11 protein-coding genes are annotated in these 14,786 nt (G+C 66.6%); 4 read left to right on the top strand and 7 right to left on the bottom strand.

The genetic code is table 11. The annotated features are described in order from the left end of the window. Nucleotides 1-9: 9 nt before the first annotated feature. On the bottom strand, nt 10-609 hold the full coding sequence (locus tag AC27VL_RS06210; RefSeq protein ID WP_089236178.1) for an NfuA family Fe-S biogenesis protein: 600 nt from the start codon (nt 607-609) through the stop codon (nt 10-12). 90 nt (nt 610-699) lie between these two features. Here AC27VL_RS06210 and AC27VL_RS06205 point away from each other — a divergent pair, with 90 nt between their 5' ends. The 3 genes from AC27VL_RS06205 to zupT all read left to right on the top strand — a co-directional run bounded on the left by AC27VL_RS06205 (nt 700) and on the right by zupT (nt 2,370). Continuing rightward, complete coding sequence (locus AC27VL_RS06205; RefSeq protein WP_089236179.1) at nt 700-1,050, top strand: 4a-hydroxytetrahydrobiopterin dehydratase; 351 nt, start codon at nt 700-702, stop codon at nt 1,048-1,050. Continuing rightward, a complete protein-coding gene (locus AC27VL_RS06200; RefSeq protein ID WP_312705987.1) occupies nt 1,047-1,463 on the top strand; it encodes an energy transducer TonB in 417 nt (138 codons plus the stop codon). The genes AC27VL_RS06205 and AC27VL_RS06200 overlap by 4 nt, the downstream gene beginning before the upstream one ends. Nucleotides 1,464-1,560: 97 nt before the next feature. After that, nucleotides 1,561-2,370: a zinc transporter ZupT gene (zupT, locus tag AC27VL_RS06195; RefSeq protein WP_025876721.1), complete on the top strand. Its 810-nt coding sequence runs from the start codon at nt 1,561-1,563 to the stop codon at nt 2,368-2,370. Between the two features lie 504 nt (nt 2,371-2,874). Here the strand turns inward: zupT and AC27VL_RS06190 are convergent. After that, on the bottom strand, nt 2,875-3,849 hold the full coding sequence (locus tag AC27VL_RS06190; protein WP_100553008.1) for an RluA family pseudouridine synthase: 975 nt from the start codon (nt 3,847-3,849) through the stop codon (nt 2,875-2,877). A 406-nt stretch (nt 3,850-4,255) separates the two neighbouring features. On the opposite strand from AC27VL_RS06190, the gene AC27VL_RS06185 reads away from it, so the two are divergent. Continuing rightward, nucleotides 4,256-7,507: an Rne/Rng family ribonuclease gene (locus AC27VL_RS06185; protein WP_488765840.1), complete on the top strand. Its 3,252-nt coding sequence runs from the start codon at nt 4,256-4,258 to the stop codon at nt 7,505-7,507. Nucleotides 7,508-7,699: 192 nt separating this feature from the next. On the opposite strand, the gene AC27VL_RS06180 is transcribed toward AC27VL_RS06185, so the two are convergent. Genes AC27VL_RS06180 through AC27VL_RS06160 form a run of 5 tightly spaced genes read right to left on the bottom strand, consistent with a single transcriptional unit; the run spans nt 7,700 to nt 14,739 of the window. After that, entirely contained in the window at nt 7,700-8,581 is an 882-nt protein-coding gene (locus tag AC27VL_RS06180) for an endonuclease/exonuclease/phosphatase family protein (RefSeq protein WP_488765838.1), read from the bottom strand. 2 nt (nt 8,582-8,583) lie between these two features. Next, nucleotides 8,584-11,751 (bottom strand): discoidin domain-containing protein, encoded by a 3,168-nt coding sequence (locus AC27VL_RS06175; protein WP_488765837.1) that lies wholly within the window; start codon nt 11,749-11,751, stop codon nt 8,584-8,586. Beyond that, complete coding sequence (locus AC27VL_RS06170) at nt 11,748-12,584, bottom strand: carbohydrate ABC transporter permease (protein WP_089236185.1); 837 nt, start codon at nt 12,582-12,584, stop codon at nt 11,748-11,750. Before AC27VL_RS06170 ends, AC27VL_RS06175 begins: the two co-directional genes overlap by 4 nt. Beyond that, entirely contained in the window at nt 12,581-13,462 is an 882-nt protein-coding gene (locus AC27VL_RS06165; RefSeq protein ID WP_089236186.1) for a carbohydrate ABC transporter permease, read from the bottom strand. The genes AC27VL_RS06170 and AC27VL_RS06165 overlap by 4 nt, the downstream gene beginning before the upstream one ends. Then, a complete protein-coding gene (locus AC27VL_RS06160; protein WP_165781021.1) occupies nt 13,459-14,739 on the bottom strand; it encodes a sugar ABC transporter substrate-binding protein in 1,281 nt (426 codons plus the stop codon). Before AC27VL_RS06160 ends, AC27VL_RS06165 begins: the two co-directional genes overlap by 4 nt. Nucleotides 14,740-14,786: the final 47 nt, after the last annotated feature.

Raw genomic sequence — 14,786 nt, 5'->3', positions numbered from 1 at the left:
CGTTGGCGATCAGGCGGCGTTGCCGCGCGGAATATACGGGGCGTGGCCGCTGTCGTGATCGGTGGCGTCACGCACGGCGGTCACTCCGGGCACACGGCCCATCAGGGTCTTCTCGATGCCCTGCTTGAGGGTGACGTCGGCCATGCCGCAGCCCTGGCAGCCACCACCGAAGCGCAACAACACGACGCCTTCGGCCGAGACTTCCTGCACGGCCACCTTGCCGCCATGCGAGGCGAGCTGCGGATTGACTTCGTTTTCCACCACCCAATGCACGCGCTCGACCAGCGAGGCGGCATCACCGGGCGCTTCGCCCTTGATCCGCGGCGCTTTGATCGTCAGCTGCTGGGTGCCGGCCGTACCGGGCACGATGTCGATCTCCGCGCCGTCGAGCCAGCCAACGCTGGTGGCGTCGACATAGAGCGTGAAGCCATCACAGTCCACCGCCCACTCGTCGCCGAGCAGGTCGGTCGGCTCGGCGAACTCCAGCCGGGCGTCGGCACGCGGGGTTCCGGGTTCGACCGCACTCAAGCGCACGCCCATGCCGGGCACGCCCTCGCGTTCGATCAGCTTGCGGAAATGGGTCTGGGCAGTGTCGGAGATCTGGATCATCAGGCTATTCTAGCCAAGTAAGCGTCAGCCGCTCATTCGTTTTATACACCGGCCGGCGCATTGTTCAGTCAACACGAGGTGGAGGAACCCATGGCCGACCTGATTCCGCTGGCGCAGGCCCATTGCGTGCCGCGCAAAGGCAGCGACCACAAGCTGGGCGAGGCCCGCCTGGCCGAACTGTTGCCGCAGGTTCCCGGCTGGGAGCTGGCCGAGGCCGGCCAGGCGCTGGTGCGCACGTTCCGCTTCAAGGATTACTACGCCACCATGGCCTTCGTGAACGCGCTGGCCTGGATCGCCCACGGCGAGGACCATCACCCGGACCTCGGCGTCCACTACGACCGTGCCGTCGTCCGCTACTCCACCCACGACGTGGGCGGCCTGAGCGAGAACGACTTCATCTGCGCAGCGAAGACTTCGGCCCTGACGGAGCAACTGAAATGAACGTGCGATTGCTGAGCCTGTCCCTGCTTGCCGTGACCAGCCTGGCCGGCTGCGGCACCTCCGAGCCGCCGGCAGCGCCGGCTGCGGCCCCCACCGAAGTGGCGGCGGTGAAGACCCCGCCGCCGCAATACCCGCTTGAACTGGCCTGCACCGGCGTGGGCGGCACCAGCACCTTCAAGGTGGTGATCGGCACCGACGGCAAGCCCAGCGAGGTCACCCTGCTGACCGGCGCGGGCAACCCGCAGCTGGACGATCTGGCCAAGACCGCCGTGCAGGGCTGGCAGTTCAAGGCCGCCACCCGCAATGGCGAGGCCGTGCCGGCCACGATCCAGGTGCCGGTCAGCTTCAACCCGCCGCAGCCGAAGCCGGACCAGTGCTTCGCCATCGAAGAAAGCCTGCGCCGCGGCGGCTGATCGCCTGCCGCTGACGAGGCCAGCCGACGCCCGCCTCGCCTTTGCCGCCCCGGCCCGTGCCGGGGCGATTGCTTGATGACAAGGAACGCGTCGGAACATGCTGCAGATTCCCCCCGAAAACATCTGGATCGCCCTGGCGGTCACCCTCGCTGCGGGCCTTGCCACCGCCATCGGCAGCCTGCTGGTGCTGTTCTCGCGCCGCCCCAACCCGCGCCTGCTGGCCTTCGGCCTGGCCTTTGCCGGCGGCGCGATGGTGTATGTCTCGCTGTCGGAGATCCTCAACAAATCCATCGCCTCGTTCGCGCTGGCCTATGGTGAGCGCACCGGCTTCACCTACGGCACCCTCGCCTTCCTGCTGGGTGTAGTGGTGATCGTGTTGATCGACCACTTCATTCCCAACCCGCATGACAGCCTGGACAAGCAGGACCCGGCGTTCCGCGAGAACAGCCGCGAATACCTGAAGCGGGTCGCCCTGCTGACTTCGGTGGCGATCACCGCGCACAACTTTCCGGAGGGGCTGGCGACGTTCTTCGCGACGCTGGAGAGCCCGTCGGTGGGCATGCCGCTGGCCTTCGCCATTGCCATCCACAACATTCCCGAGGGCATCGCCATTGCAGTGCCGGTGTACTTCGCCACGCAGAACAAGTTCTACGCGTTCGCCGCCAGCCTGCTGTCAGGCCTGGCCGAACCGGTCGGCGCAGCGATCGGCTATGTACTGCTGTCCGGCTCCCTGTCCCACGCCACATTCGGCTGGGTGTTCGGCCTGATCGCGGGGGTGATGGTGTTCCTGGCGCTGGACGAGCTGCTGCCGGCGGCGAAGCGCTACGCCAAAGGGCACGAGACCGTGTACGGGCTGGTGGCGGGCATGGGTACGCTGGCGATCAGCCTGGTGCTGTTCAAGTGGTGAAGGGTGTCCGGCCAACGGGCTGAGCCCCCTCGCGGCTGGCGCATTCCACAGTATCGAGAGGTCACGGGCGGGGTCGATTCGCGGGGGACGCCGTAAACCCTTCCCTGGGGGCTTGGCCGCGGCATCCATGCCGCGGACACCCCCGCGAACCGACCCCGCCCGCGCCCCGTCATTTTTCCGTGCGTGCCAGCCGCGCAATGAAAGAATGAAAAGCGAAGCCCGCTCTGCGCGCGTGAGTCGAGCATGGCTCGACTCTACCCGGGCCGCCGCGCGGACCGGGTCTGCTTTTCTTTTGATGTCCCGTGGCTGGCACGCGCGCGATCTGTCTGGCGCTGGGTGGGGTGGGCTTGCGGGGGTATCCGCGCCATGGATGGCGCGGCTAAGCCTACAGGGACGTACTTGCGGCGTCCCCCGCAGGCCCACCCCGCCCAGAGCTCCCCAGCAATCCGTCACAGTGCCAGCCACGAGGGGGCTGCGCCCGTTGGCCGGTCAGCCCCGCAGGGGCTACTTCAGCCTGTCCAGCGCCTCGACCAGCTCATCCGCCAGCGGCGCACTCAGCACATACGGGCTCTTGCCGTCGTCCAGCGCGAACTCCAGTGACGCAGCATGCAGGAACAGGCGCTTCAGCCCGATCTGCTCACGAAGCCGCTTGTTGACTGCAGGATCGCCGTATTTGTCGTCTCCGGCCACCGGATGCCCCAGATGCTGGGCATGCACACGGATCTGGTGAGTGCGGCCGGTTTCGATGCGTACTTCGCAGTAGGAATGGCCACCCTTGCGCTCCAGCACCCGGAAATGGCTGATGGATTCCTTGCCGATCGCATTGACCTGCACATGGCGCTCGCCGCCCTGGCGCAGGCCTACGTGCAACGGCGCATCGACCGTCATCACACCGTCCGGCATGCGCCCGGCAAGCAGGGTCAGGTAGCGCTTGCGGATGCCGGAGCCGTGGTCTTCACGCAGCAGCGCCTGCAGCTCGCTCAGCGCCGAACGCTTCTTGGCAACGATCAACAGGCCCGAGGTGTCACGGTCCAGCCGGTGGACCAGCTCCAGGGTCTGCCCGGGGCGCAGGGCGCGCAGGGTCTCGATGGCGCCGAAGCTGATGCCGCTGCCGCCATGGCTGGCGACGCCGGTCGGCTTGTTCAGCGCCAGCAGGCGGGCGTCTTCGAAGACGATGGCCTGCTCCAGCCGACGCATGAACGCCTCGGGCGGACCCGCCTTGTCTCCTTCTTCAGTGAGACGAACGGGCGGTATCCGCACTTCGTCGCCGGCCTCCAGCTTGCGCTCTGCCTTGGCGCGGCCGCCATTGACGCGTACCTGGCCGCTGCGGACCAGCTTGTAGACAAGGCTGCGCGGGGCACCCTTGAGCTGGCCGAGCAGGAAATTGTCCAGGCGCTGGCCGGCACGGTCGGCCGGAACGGTGATCATGCGCACGGAAGGCTTGTCGCCGGCCGGCTTGGTAGGGTCTTGTGCAGTCATCAGCCTGTTTATTCTGTTACACTCGGGGGGCGAGATAAGGGATTGATTTCGTTGGAAGTTACTCAGGGCCAGAAGCCCCGCTTCCGACGAATCCGGCACAGTGCGCGACCACCGCCCGCGGGGCGGCCATGTTAGCGGCTCACCGGCGTTCCCGGCCATCGCCGATTGCCTGACACGCAGTCGCGCTGAACATGTCCCGTGCGGCGCTCCAGCCTGGCTGACAGCTGCCTCCGGCCCTGCAACACCCAAAACCAGAAAATTGAAGCGCTCCCGCGGCCTGCCGTGGTGTCGTAGCGCTGGAAACCCAAGCCGCCCTCCCCGCGCTTGCGCGAATGGGCGGCGAGCCGTGTCCAGAGGCGAAACTCCATGGCGTTCCGCGCGGTAGCCGCTTGCGAGGAACGCAACAATGAAGCGAATGCTGATCAACGCCACGCAGGCTGAAGAGCTGCGTGTTGCCATCGTGGATGGCCAGTCGTTGTATGACATCGACATCGAGCAGCCGTCCAAGGAACAGAAGAAGTCCAACATCTACAAGGGCCGGATCTTCCGCATCGAGCCCTCGCTGGAAGCGGCCTTCGTTGAATACGGTGGCGGCCGCCACGGCTTCCTGCCGCTGAAGGAAATCTCCCGCGATTACTTCCAGGCTGGTGTCGACCACAACAAGGCCGGCATCCGCGAGCTGCTGAGGGAAGGCCAGGAAATCGTCGTCCAGGTGGACAAGGAAGAACGTGGCAACAAGGGCGCTGCCCTGACCACGTTCATCTCCCTGGCCGGCCGCTACATGGTGCTGATGCCGAATTCGCCCAGCGCCGGCGGTGTCTCCCGTCGCATCGAGGGTGAAGACCGGGCCGCCCTGAAGGACGCCCTGGACAAGCTGAACATCCCCGACGAAATGGGCGTCATCATCCGTACCGCCGGCGTCGGCCGCGATGCGGAAGAGCTGCAGTGGGATCTGGATTACCTGCTGAATGTCTGGCGCGCCATCGCCGAAGCTGCCCTGAGCAAGCCGGCCCCGTTCCTGATCTACCAGGAATCGCGCCTGATCGTGCGCGCCCTGCGTGACTACCTGCGCGCCGACATCGGCGAGATCCTGGTGGACACCGAGGAGATGTACGAGCACGCCAAGGAGTTCATGCAGCAGGTGATGCCGCAGACCCTGCGCAAGCTCAAGCATTACAAGGACGACATCCCGCTGTTCAACCGCTTCCAGATCGAATCGCAGATCGAAGGCGCCTACGAGCGCAACGTGCGCCTGCCGTCGGGCGGCTCGATCGTGGTCGACCAGACCGAAGCGCTGACTGCCGTCGACGTCAACTCCTCGCGCGCCACCAAGGGCAGCGACATCGAGGACACCGCGTTCCAGACCAACCTGGAAGCGGCCGAAGAAGTGGCCCGCCAGCTGCGCCTGCGCGATCTCGGCGGCCTGGTGGTGATCGATTTCATCGACATGGCGTCCAACAAGCACCAGCGCGAAGTCGAGAACCGTCTGGCGAATGCGCTCAAGTACGACCGTGCACGCGTGCAGGTCGGCCGCATCTCGCGCTTCGGCCTGCTGGAAATGAGCCGCCAGCGTCTGCGACCGAGCCTGGGCGAATCCAGTCAGATCGTCTGCCCGCGTTGCGACGGCCATGGCCGCATGCGCAGCGTCGAGTCGCTGTCGCTGTCGATCATCCGCGTCGCTGAGGAGCATGCGATGAAGGAGAACACCGGGCAGGTGCTGGTACAGGCCCCGGTGGAGATCGCCAATTACCTGCTGAACGAAAAGCGCGGCGCGCTGGGCGAAATCGAGAAGCGCCACGAGGCGCCGATCGTGATCGTTGCCGACGAGCAGCTGCACACCCCGCATTACACCGTCACCCGTCTGCGCGACAACGAACTGGGCGAGGAAAGCGGCAAGCCGAGCTACCAGCGCGGTACCCCGCGCAAGCTGCCGGTACACGCGCTGACCAAGGGCCAGCTGAACATCCCGCCGCCGATGGTGACCCAGGTCAAGCACAACTCCCCCGCCCCGGTGCGGGACGAAGTGGAACCGACCGCAGCGCCGGCACCCGCGCCGGTGGCCGCAGTGGCTCCGGCTGCCGCCGCCAGCGGTGGCGTGGTTGGCTGGCTGAAGCGCATCTTTGGCGGCGAGCCCGCTCCCGCTCCTGCACCGGCACCGGCCGCGCGCCAGCAGCAGGATGGCGGCCGCCGTGACCGCAACAAGGATCGCAACAAGGACCGCAAGGACCGTCGCGAGGACAGCCGTGGCAACGGCGGCAATGGCAATGCGCAGCAGCAGAAGGACGGCGGCAACCGCAAGGACCGCGGTGAGCAGCGCAAGGATGGCCGCAACGGCGGCAACCAGGCCAATGGCAATGGCAATGGCCAGCAGCAGCCGCAGCAGCAGGGCAAGCCGAAGGACGCCCAGCAGCAGCCGCAGCAGAACAAGCCGCGTAACGAACAGGGTCAGGGCCAGGGCCAAAGCCAGCAGCAGCCGAAGCTGAAGCAGCCGAAGCAGCCGCGCCCGCAGGACGGTGACAAGCCGGCCGAGAAGCCGCAGCGTGCCGCTGCCGAAGCCCCGGCCGACGTCGTGACCGCAGCAGCTGCCGTGGCCACCACGACCGCGGTTGCGGCCACGGTCGCGGTGCAGGAAGAGAAGGCACTGGCACCGGCCGTTGCTACTGAAAACGTGGTCGACACTGTCGCGGCCGTGGATACCACCGCCGCCGCGACCGACGCCGAGGTCGTGGTTGCGACCGGCGCTACCGAAGAGGCTGCAGCCGATGCCGCAGGCGATCAGACCGGCGAAGGCGCAACGCGCCGCCGCCGTGGTCGTCGCGGTGGTCGCCGTCGTCGTCGTGGTGGTGCCGAGAACGCCGCCGGAGGCGACGTGCTGGGTGATGACCTGGACGACGGCGATGATGCCGAGGGCGATGACAACGACGGCGATTCCGTCGAGCACAGTGCCCAGGCTTCGGTGGACGCCCCGGTTGCCGCCGCGCAGCCGTCGCGTTCGCAGCCGGAATTCGACTTCGATGACGAAGTCGAGCCGGCCGCCGCTGATGCCGGCAAGCCGGCACGTGCACCGGTTGCGGTAGCCGCCGCAGTTGCTCCGGTCGCCGCCGTCAGCAGCGCCGTGGTCGAAGCAGCCGCGCCGGTGGCAGCCACGGTGCAGACCCCGGCTCCGCTGGAAGCCGTCGCCAAGGTCGAACCGACCCCGTCGCCGGTGCAGACCAGCATGCTGGATGCCATCGACGCGGCGACGCCCGTGCAGCCCGCGCCTGAAGCGGCTCCGGTGATCGAGGCGAAGCCGCCGGTGGTCGAGACCGCTGTCGCGATCGAAGCAGCCCCGGTCGCTGAACCGACCGCGGTGGTCGAAGCCGCTCCGGTGGCCGAGCCGAAGCCGGTGGTAGCCGACGTCGCGCCGGTGGTGGAAGCTGCTCCGGCAGTCGAACCGAAGGCCGCGGTTGAAGTCGCCCCGGTCGTCGAGCAGCCGGCAACGCCGGTGGCTGTCGAAGCCGCACCGGTGGAAACCGCTGCACCGGTCGCCGAGCCGGTCGTACCGGCGGCGGTCGACCCGATCGCCGATGGCCACGCCGACGCTGCCGCACAGGCCGCCGACGCGCAGGCTTCGGAAGAAGACGAGGACGCCGGCAAGCGCACGCCGCCTGCCGCCTGATCGATCGTTGATCGGCAACAACGAAACGGCGGGGATCGATGATCCCCGCCGTTTTTTTGTGCGTCTGGCGCCCACCGTCCCCTGCTATCAAGAGGGCACGCTCTGGTAGAGGCCAACCTTGGTTGGCACCGTGGGTTTCATGCACGCGGCAGCGCCTGTGCCAACCAAGGTTGACATCTACCGAGGCGTGCGTCAGTTTGCCGGCGCGAACTGCAGCCGGGTCCACACCCCGTAGTGATCCGACGCCCAACGGCCGCCGTCATCCGGCTGGTCGAACAGAATCTTCGCTTCGCGCGCGACCATCTCGTCCTGCTGGAAGAAGATGTGGTCGATCCGCGACGGCGCCTGGTAGTAATGACGGTTGAGCGTACTGACACCGGCCAGGTCGGTGTTGACGTGCACGCTGCCGTAGCTGTCGCCGTAGTGGCTGCGCAGCTCGCTCAGATCGCCGGCATCGACCAGTGCATTGAAGTCGCCGGCAATCACCACCGGTGCACCCGCAGAACTGCCGGCAATGAAACGCAGTAGATCCTCGACCTGGCTGCGGCGGATGCGCTGGCCGGCGTCGTCACTGCGCTCGTTGAGATGGGTGGCATAGACATTGACCGGCTTGCCGTCCACGTCGATGCGCAGATGGGCCACGGTGCGGTAGTCATCCAGCGGCAGCAGCAGGTGCTCGCCACGGGCCAGGATCGGGCGCCGGGTCAGCAGCGCATTGCCATACCGCTTGGGCGCTCCCACCGGATCGGTGGACACGAATACGTAGCGGTAACCGAGCTGGCTGGCCAGCCACTGCGCCTGGTTGCGCACGTTGCGCTTCTGGATCACTTCCTGCAGCGCGATGGCATCGGGCTGCAGGCGCTTGAGCTCAGCCACGATCGTGCGACGGCGGCTGGGCCAATCCTCGCGGTCATGGTGCAGGTTGAACGTCACCATGCTCATGCCAGGCTCGCTGACGGCCGCCGCGTTCGCCGCGGCGACCGGCTCAGCGGCTGCGGCCAGCCCCGGCAGGGCCAGCGCGATCGCCAGCCCCAGCACGCAGAGACGGCGGCCGATCCCGATCAGTTGACGCATGGTTACTGCCCTTTGCGTTCGGCGCGGCGCACCGCGCTCGGCACATCGATCTCGACCCGCGCCGGCAACTGGTGCACATGCAGCTCGTTGTTGATCCATTCCACCGTCTCGCCATTGACCGTCGCCTGGCCCGGTTCGCCTGCATACGGCCATGGCAGCACCACGCCGCCGGCTGGTGGCACCAGGCCGGGCTGCACCTCCAGCACCAGCTGCTTGTCGCTGCGCTGCAGGCGATAGTTGAGCTGCCCCTGCGGCGTGCGCAGGCCCTGCACGGCGATGCCCTCGCCCTGCAGCCACGACACCGGGATACCCGCGGCAAGCACCAGAGCCTCGTCTGCGTCGCGGTTGTAGGCGAACATATCCAGCGCCGAACGGACGAAGTCCGATGCGACCCACGCATGCGGCAGGTCACCCACAAAGAACGGCTTGCGCGGCGTACGCGAGACCACCTCGGCCCACTGGTTCCAGGCCTGCGGCGCGCGATCCTTGAAGAAGAACTCGGTGGCCTGCCAGGCGCGATCGCGCCAGCCCAGGCGCACGAACGCGGCGACGTTGCGCCATTCGTACGGCGTGTAGTCCTTCCATTCGCGCTTGCCATCGCGGCGCGCGACGAATTCGTTCCAGTAGCGCTGGAAGGTCGCGTCCAGCGCCTCCTGCGGCAACCGCCCCTGCTCGCCGCCCGGCGCCAGCGCGATCGTGGTGGACGTGGCATCGAAATCGCCCAGCTCGGCCGAGCCGGGCAGATAGTCGATGCGATGCTGTTGCATGGCCGCCAGCAGCGAGGCCTGTAGGTCATCACGGAACTGATCGCGCGATTCACTGATCTGCATCGCTTCGACCTTGCCCAGCTGCGCTGCCAGTTGCGCGGCGTCCTTGTAACCACGCAGCGCCCAGAAGTTGTCCCAGTACGAATGCATCGGCTTGGCCGAATAGCCCTCGTGGCTGATCGAGGCCGGCATCATCCCGTAGAAGGCAGGATTGCGCGCACGGTTCTCCTCGGTGCGCTCGCTGCCGCGCAGTTGTTCCATGTAGCTATAGGCGCCCAGCACGTGCGGCCACATCTGCTCGAGGAAGGCAGTGTCGCCGGTGTAACGGCCGTATTCGGCGATGTTGTAGATCAGCTCACCGTGGCTGTCGTTCTCCGGCACCGGATCGCTGCCACGCGCATCGACGCAGCACGGCACCTTGCCGTTCTCAAACTGATAGGGCGCATACCAGGTCACGTAGTCGCGCACGGCATCGCTGCGGCCCATCCGCAGCAGGCCTTCGGAGATCATCGCGCCGTCGCGGATCCAGCTGCGTGCGTACGAGCGCGTACCCGGCTGCAGACGCGGACCGACCCGTGAGATCAGCATGTGTGCCACCGCCGTGCGCAGGGTTTCCACCAGCGGCTGGCCGGCAGCCGGCACCTGCAGGGTCACAGCACCCAGCTTGTCGCGCCACATTGCCGCGACCTGCTGCTGCGCCTTGGCCACGTCCAGCGCCTGCGGCGCCCAGCTGCCCGTCTGCGGCAGCACGATCGCCACTTCGCGGCTCTGCCCGGGTTCGAGCTTGATCGTGTACAGCAGCGCGCCGGACGCCATGCCGGTCGGATCCTTCACGGCGGTGGTGCCGGGCAGCTTGCCGCTGGCCAGGTGCATCGCATCCAGCTTGCCGTCGAAGCTGCTGGCAAAGCGCGCATCCGGCACCTGCAGGGGATACAGCCGCGGTTCGCCATTGATGCGCACCAACTGCTCGCCCACGTCCAGGCTGTCGATGCGGCTGAAGCCGCCCACCGTGTTGAGGAACTGGGTGGGCGGATTGACCTGCCACGGACGGATCGCCAGTGCCAGGGTGTATTCGTGCGCGACCTTGTCCGGATTGCTCAACCGGTAGCGCCCGATCAGCTGCGCGCGCTCGGGCGTGCCCTGCACGAAGCTGGTCACCGACAGGCCGGCCTTCTCGTGCACCCAGTCGACCGTGGCGATCGGCAGGTAGCGATCCTGCAGCGACTGGGTGATGGCAACGTCGGCCCAATCCAGCAGCTTGCCGTCGAGGCGGATGAACGGCTCGATGCTGAAGCTGCCCTTGGCCGGCTCCAGTGCACCGTCCTCACTGATCAACGCCTGTTCCTGGCCACCGTCCAGGCCAAGCAGGGTCCAGTACGGCTGCTCGCCAACGTAAGCGCGCGGCAATGCGCCACGCGGCAGGTCGGCCGCCACCGAGGACAGGAAGGCATTAGGGGTCGCGGCGAACGCGAGCGGCTTCAGGGTGATGTCACGGATGCCGTAGCGCCAGTTCGGCCCGCTCTGCAGGTCGAAACGCACATAGCGCGCATCGGTGTCGGGCAGTGCCAGCCAGTCGCGGCCTCCGGCACCGGCGGTCACTTCGCGCACGGTACGCCAGTCACGACCGTCCTCGGAGGTGCGCACGGTGTAGCGGTTCGCTTCCAGGCTGGGCAGCCAGTCGATCACCGCACCGCCGATCTCGCGGCTCTTGTGCAGGTCCAGGCTGATGGTCTGCTGCTTGACCCCGCCACTGATCCAGAAGGTATCGGACTTGCCGTCGATCATCCGGTCCTGCAGCGCGGTTGCGGTATCGGCGATCACCGAGGGCCGCAGTGCCGAATCATCCTGCGCGGGCAGGCCCTGCAGGGTCAGCTTGTCGAAGCACACGGTGCCACGACCACCGACCTTGCTGTAGATCGTGAACTCCATCGACGCGCTGCGCGTCATGTCCTTCTCTGGCGATGGCCCCCAGGCCTTGTCGATCTGCCGGCGGCGGTACTCCACCGGCGTCCACGCCTTGGGGAAGGCGTAGCCGGGACGGTTGACCCACCACACGTTGTCGCCGCTGGCGTCGATCAGCTTGAACTGCAGGTCGTTGGCGGGCGAATCACCGCGCAGCTGGAAGCCGAAACGGTAGTTGGCCGGGTACTCGATGTTCAGCGGGCGACGGATGCCGACGTAGCCGGAGACCTCATGGAAGTCGTAATCCAGGCACAGCGCGCGGCCACCGCCGGCACCACTGACCGGCCGCAGCGAGCCGCTGACCTGGTCGGACAACACCAGCTTCCATGCGCTGATGTCGTCGAAATCATCCAGCACCTTCGGCGCGGGCAGCGCCGGTGGTGCGGCGATCGCCAGGGAAGACCACAACAGGCCCAGTCCAACGGCGATCGCACGCTTCATCCCTTCACGCTCCCCAGCAACAATCCTTGGATGTAGTACCGCTGCAGCACCAGGAACAGCGCCAGCACCGGAACCACGGTGACCACTGCGCCGGCCATCATCATTTCCACGTCCATGATGTGTTCGCGCGAGAGGGTGGCCAGGGCCACCGGCAAAGTGTAGTGCTCCTGGTCGGTCAACACGATCAGGGGCCACATGAAATCGTTCCATGCGCCCATGAAGGTGAAGATCGCCAGCGTCACCAGCACCGGCTTCAGCATCGGCAGCACGATCTGGAAGAAGATCCGCAGTTCCCCTGCCCCGTCGATGCGCGCCGCTTCCAGCAGCTCATCGGGAATCGAGCGGGCGTACTGGCGCACCAGGAAGATGCCGAACACGCTGGCCAGCGCCGGCACGATCACGCCGCCGAAGCTGTTGACCAGGCCCAGCTGCTTCATCAGCAGGAACAGCGGCAGCATCGCCACCTGTGCCGGGATCACCAGCGCCGCCATCAGCACCTGGAACAGGCGCTCACGACCGACGAAGTTGAGCTTGGCGAAGGCGTAGCCGGCCATCGTGTTGAGCAGCAGCGAACCGAGGGTGATCGCCAACGATACCAGCAGGCTGTTGGCGAAGTTGCCACCCATGCCGGTGCGCGCGAACAGCTCCGTGTAGTTGTGCGTGGTGATGCTGGACGGCAGCAGCGGCGGCGGGAAATGAGTCGCCTCACCCTGCGGCATGAACGAGACCGACAGCATCCACAGCAACGGTGCCAGGCTGACCAGGGCCAGCACCAGCAGCGCGCCGTTGATCATCCACGGGTGCCAGCGTGACTGGCCGATTTCACGACTCATACCAACTGCCTCTTGCGGCCAAAGCGCAGCATCACGGTGGTCACCGCCAGGATGATCAGGAACAGCAGGAACGCCACGGCCGAGGCGCGTCCCAGGTTCCACCACTTGAAGCCTTCCTCGAACATGAAATACAGCACGCTGACGGTGCTCTGCAGTGGGTCGCCACGGGTCATCACATAAGGCTCGGCGAACAGCTGGAAGTAACCGGACACGGTAATCACCCCGACCACCAGCAGCACCGGGCCGAGCATCGGCAGGGTGATGTGCAGGAACTGCTTCCAGCGCGAGGCGCCATCGATGCGCGCGGCCTCGTACAGGTCATGTGGGATCGCCTGCAGGCCGGCCAGGAAGATCACCATGTTGTAGCCGAAGTTCTTCCACACCGCGAACAACATGATGGTCGGCATGGCCCAGTTGGGATCGCCCAGCCAGTCGATCGGGCTGATGCCCAGGTGGCCCAGGCCGTAGTTCACCAGACCGTAGCTGGTGTGGAACAGGTAGCGCCAGATCACCGCCACCGCCACCAGCGTGGTCACCACCGGGGCGAACAGCGCCGTGCGGAACAGCGCCTTGAAGCGTGCCGCCGGGGCATTGAGCAGCATCGCCGCGCCCAGCGATACGCCGATCGACAACGGCACGCCGATCACCACGAAATACGTGGTGTTCCACAGCGACTTCCAGAACATCGGCGTCTGCAGCAGGTCGATGTAGTTGCCGAGGCCCACGAAGCGCAGGTTGCTGCTGTCGGCCAGCGCGTACAGGTCGAAGTCGGTCACGCTCAGCGCCAGCGCCGAGGCTACCGGCAGGCCGAAGAACACACCGAGCACGATCAGCGAGGGGCCGGCGAAGATCCAGCCGGCAAGGGAAGAACGTTTCATTGCGGGCTCCCGGCCGCGACTGCACTGGTCGAACCCGAGGGGGGTGCGCTGCGCTGCAGGCGTTGTTGTTCATGCATCCAGCGACGCTTGGCCAGCACCTTGTCCACGCGCTGGTCCAGTTCGGCCACGGCCTTGTCCTGCGGCAGGCCGCCACGCACCACCTGTTCGGTGACGATGCGCATTTCCTGCACGATACGCTCCCATTCGAGCACCTTCGGGGTCGGCTTCACACGCTCCAGCTGGTCGCGGAACGCGGCGGCAAGCGGATCGTTCGCCAGCGACGGCGCGTCCCACGTGCTGCGGCGCGGCGGCAGGTCGCCGATGATCGCGTGGAAACGCGCCTGGATTGCCGGCCGCGACAGGAACTCGATCAGCTTCCAGGACGCTTCCTTCTGCTGCGACTTGCGGAAGATCACCAGACTGGTGCCGCCGGCGATGCCCGCGCCCGGGCCATCCGGACCCGGCAGCGCGGCGGTGCCCCACTGCCCTTCCAGTTCCTTCGGCTGCAGCTTCTTGAACTCGCGGATGTTCCAGGGGCCAGAGATGTAGAACACGTTGAAGCCGCGGAAGAATTCATCCCAGACGTTGGAGATCTGCGTCTCGGACATCTTCGGCGCCCAGCCCTGCTCGAACATGTTGGCGTAGAAACCGAGCGTGCGACGGAAACCGGGGCTGGAGAAATTGCCGCGGGTATCATCGTCGCGCAGCAGCGGATCGGGCTGCTGCAGCGCCAGCGACAGCTGCTGCTCGAACTCGTTGATCGGCATCAGCACGGCATAACGGTTCGGGCCCTGCATGCGCTTGATCGCGGCCATCTGCTCGTTCCATTCCGCCCAGGTACGCGGCGGGTGGTCGAAGCCGGCCTTGGCCAACAGATCCTTGCGGTAGTAGATCAGGCGGGTATCGACGTACCACGGCACGCCGACCAGCTCGTCGTGGATCACGTTGGTATCCCAGATGCCCTGGAAGTAGTCCTTCGGATCGACCACCGTCGAGCGCTGCACGAACGGCTGCAACGGCGTCAGTGCGTTGAGTTCGGCGAATTCGGGCACCCAGGTGTTGCCGAGCTGGCATACGTCGGGCAGGCCATCGGCGGCGAACGCGGTCAGCAGCTTTTCGTGCGCTGCCGTCCACGGGATGTTCTGCACATCGACCTTGATGCCGGGGTTCTCCGCTTCGAATTCGTGGATCAGCTCGCTGACCACTTCGGCCTCGCGGCCCATCGCCCAGAAGCGCACGGTGGTGGTGCCCTGCTCGGGGCGGGCACAGCCGGCCATGACCAGCGCGGCCAGTGCAGGCAATGCCCAGCGTCGCAGGCGGTGTT

This window comes from Stenotrophomonas sp. 14P6.2.3, assembly GCF_057799055.1.
The sequence above is the reverse complement of the archived record's forward strand: the minus strand, read 5'-3'. Positions and strand labels throughout refer to the sequence as shown.

Coding starts and splice junctions, on each gene's coding strand:
- AC27VL_RS06210 (WP_089236178.1), bottom strand. CDS start 609: ATGATCCAGATCTCCGACACTGCCCAGACCCATTTCCGCAAGCTGATC.
- AC27VL_RS06205 (WP_089236179.1), top strand. CDS start 700: ATGGCCGACCTGATTCCGCTGGCGCAGGCCCATTGCGTGCCGCGCAAA.
- AC27VL_RS06200 (WP_312705987.1), top strand. CDS start 1,047: ATGAACGTGCGATTGCTGAGCCTGTCCCTGCTTGCCGTGACCAGCCTG.
- zupT (WP_025876721.1), top strand. CDS start 1,561: ATGCTGCAGATTCCCCCCGAAAACATCTGGATCGCCCTGGCGGTCACC.
- AC27VL_RS06190 (WP_100553008.1), bottom strand. CDS start 3,849: ATGACTGCACAAGACCCTACCAAGCCGGCCGGCGACAAGCCTTCCGTG.
- AC27VL_RS06185 (WP_488765840.1), top strand. CDS start 4,256: ATGAAGCGAATGCTGATCAACGCCACGCAGGCTGAAGAGCTGCGTGTT.
- AC27VL_RS06180 (WP_488765838.1), bottom strand. CDS start 8,581: ATGCGTCAACTGATCGGGATCGGCCGCCGTCTCTGCGTGCTGGGGCTG.
- AC27VL_RS06175 (WP_488765837.1), bottom strand. CDS start 11,751: ATGAAGCGTGCGATCGCCGTTGGACTGGGCCTGTTGTGGTCTTCCCTG.
- AC27VL_RS06170 (WP_089236185.1), bottom strand. CDS start 12,584: ATGAGTCGTGAAATCGGCCAGTCACGCTGGCACCCGTGGATGATCAAC.
- AC27VL_RS06165 (WP_089236186.1), bottom strand. CDS start 13,462: ATGAAACGTTCTTCCCTTGCCGGCTGGATCTTCGCCGGCCCCTCGCTG.
- AC27VL_RS06160 (WP_165781021.1), bottom strand. CDS start 14,739: ATGGCCGGCTGTGCCCGCCCCGAGCAGGGCACCACCACCGTGCGCTTC.